The sequence below is a fragment of the Pelagerythrobacter sp. Soil_C_18 genome (assembly GCF_057657235.1).
Genome location: NZ_JBDGIU010000015.1, coordinates 1 through 386, shown reverse-complemented (window position 1 = coordinate 386; position 386 = coordinate 1). Strand labels below are relative to the sequence as shown.

At 66.3% G+C, this 386-nt stretch carries 1 protein-coding gene; it reads left to right on the top strand.

The window, feature by feature from the left end; translation table 11 throughout:
* A partial coding sequence (locus AC3A5N_RS16015; RefSeq protein ID WP_487738318.1) for a zincin-like metallopeptidase domain-containing protein occupies window positions 1–386 on the top strand: 386 nt, incomplete at both ends.

Here is a 386-nt window from a genome sequence, read left to right as displayed (position 1 = left end):
GACCTGCGCATTGGCGGGGGCGAGGCCTACTATTCGCCGGTTGGCGACTATGTCCCGGTGCCGCCGCCGCAGGCGTTCCATGCACCGATCGACTGGCACCGAACCGCTCTTCACGAACTGGGGCATTGGACAGGCCATTCCAGCCGGCTCGGTCGCGATCAGACCGGACGGTTCGGCAGCAGCGCCTATGCGCGCGAGGAGCTGGTTGCTGAGATGGCGAGCGCCTTTGCCTGCGTTTCGCTCTCGATCGAGCCGACCGTGCGGCACTGCGATTACATCGGCAGCTGGCTTGCCGTGCTGCGCGAGGATGAGAAGGCGATCTTTCGTGCAGCCAGCGCTGCGAGCAAGGCCGCCGACTACCTGCTCGCCTTTGCACCGGAGGCAGG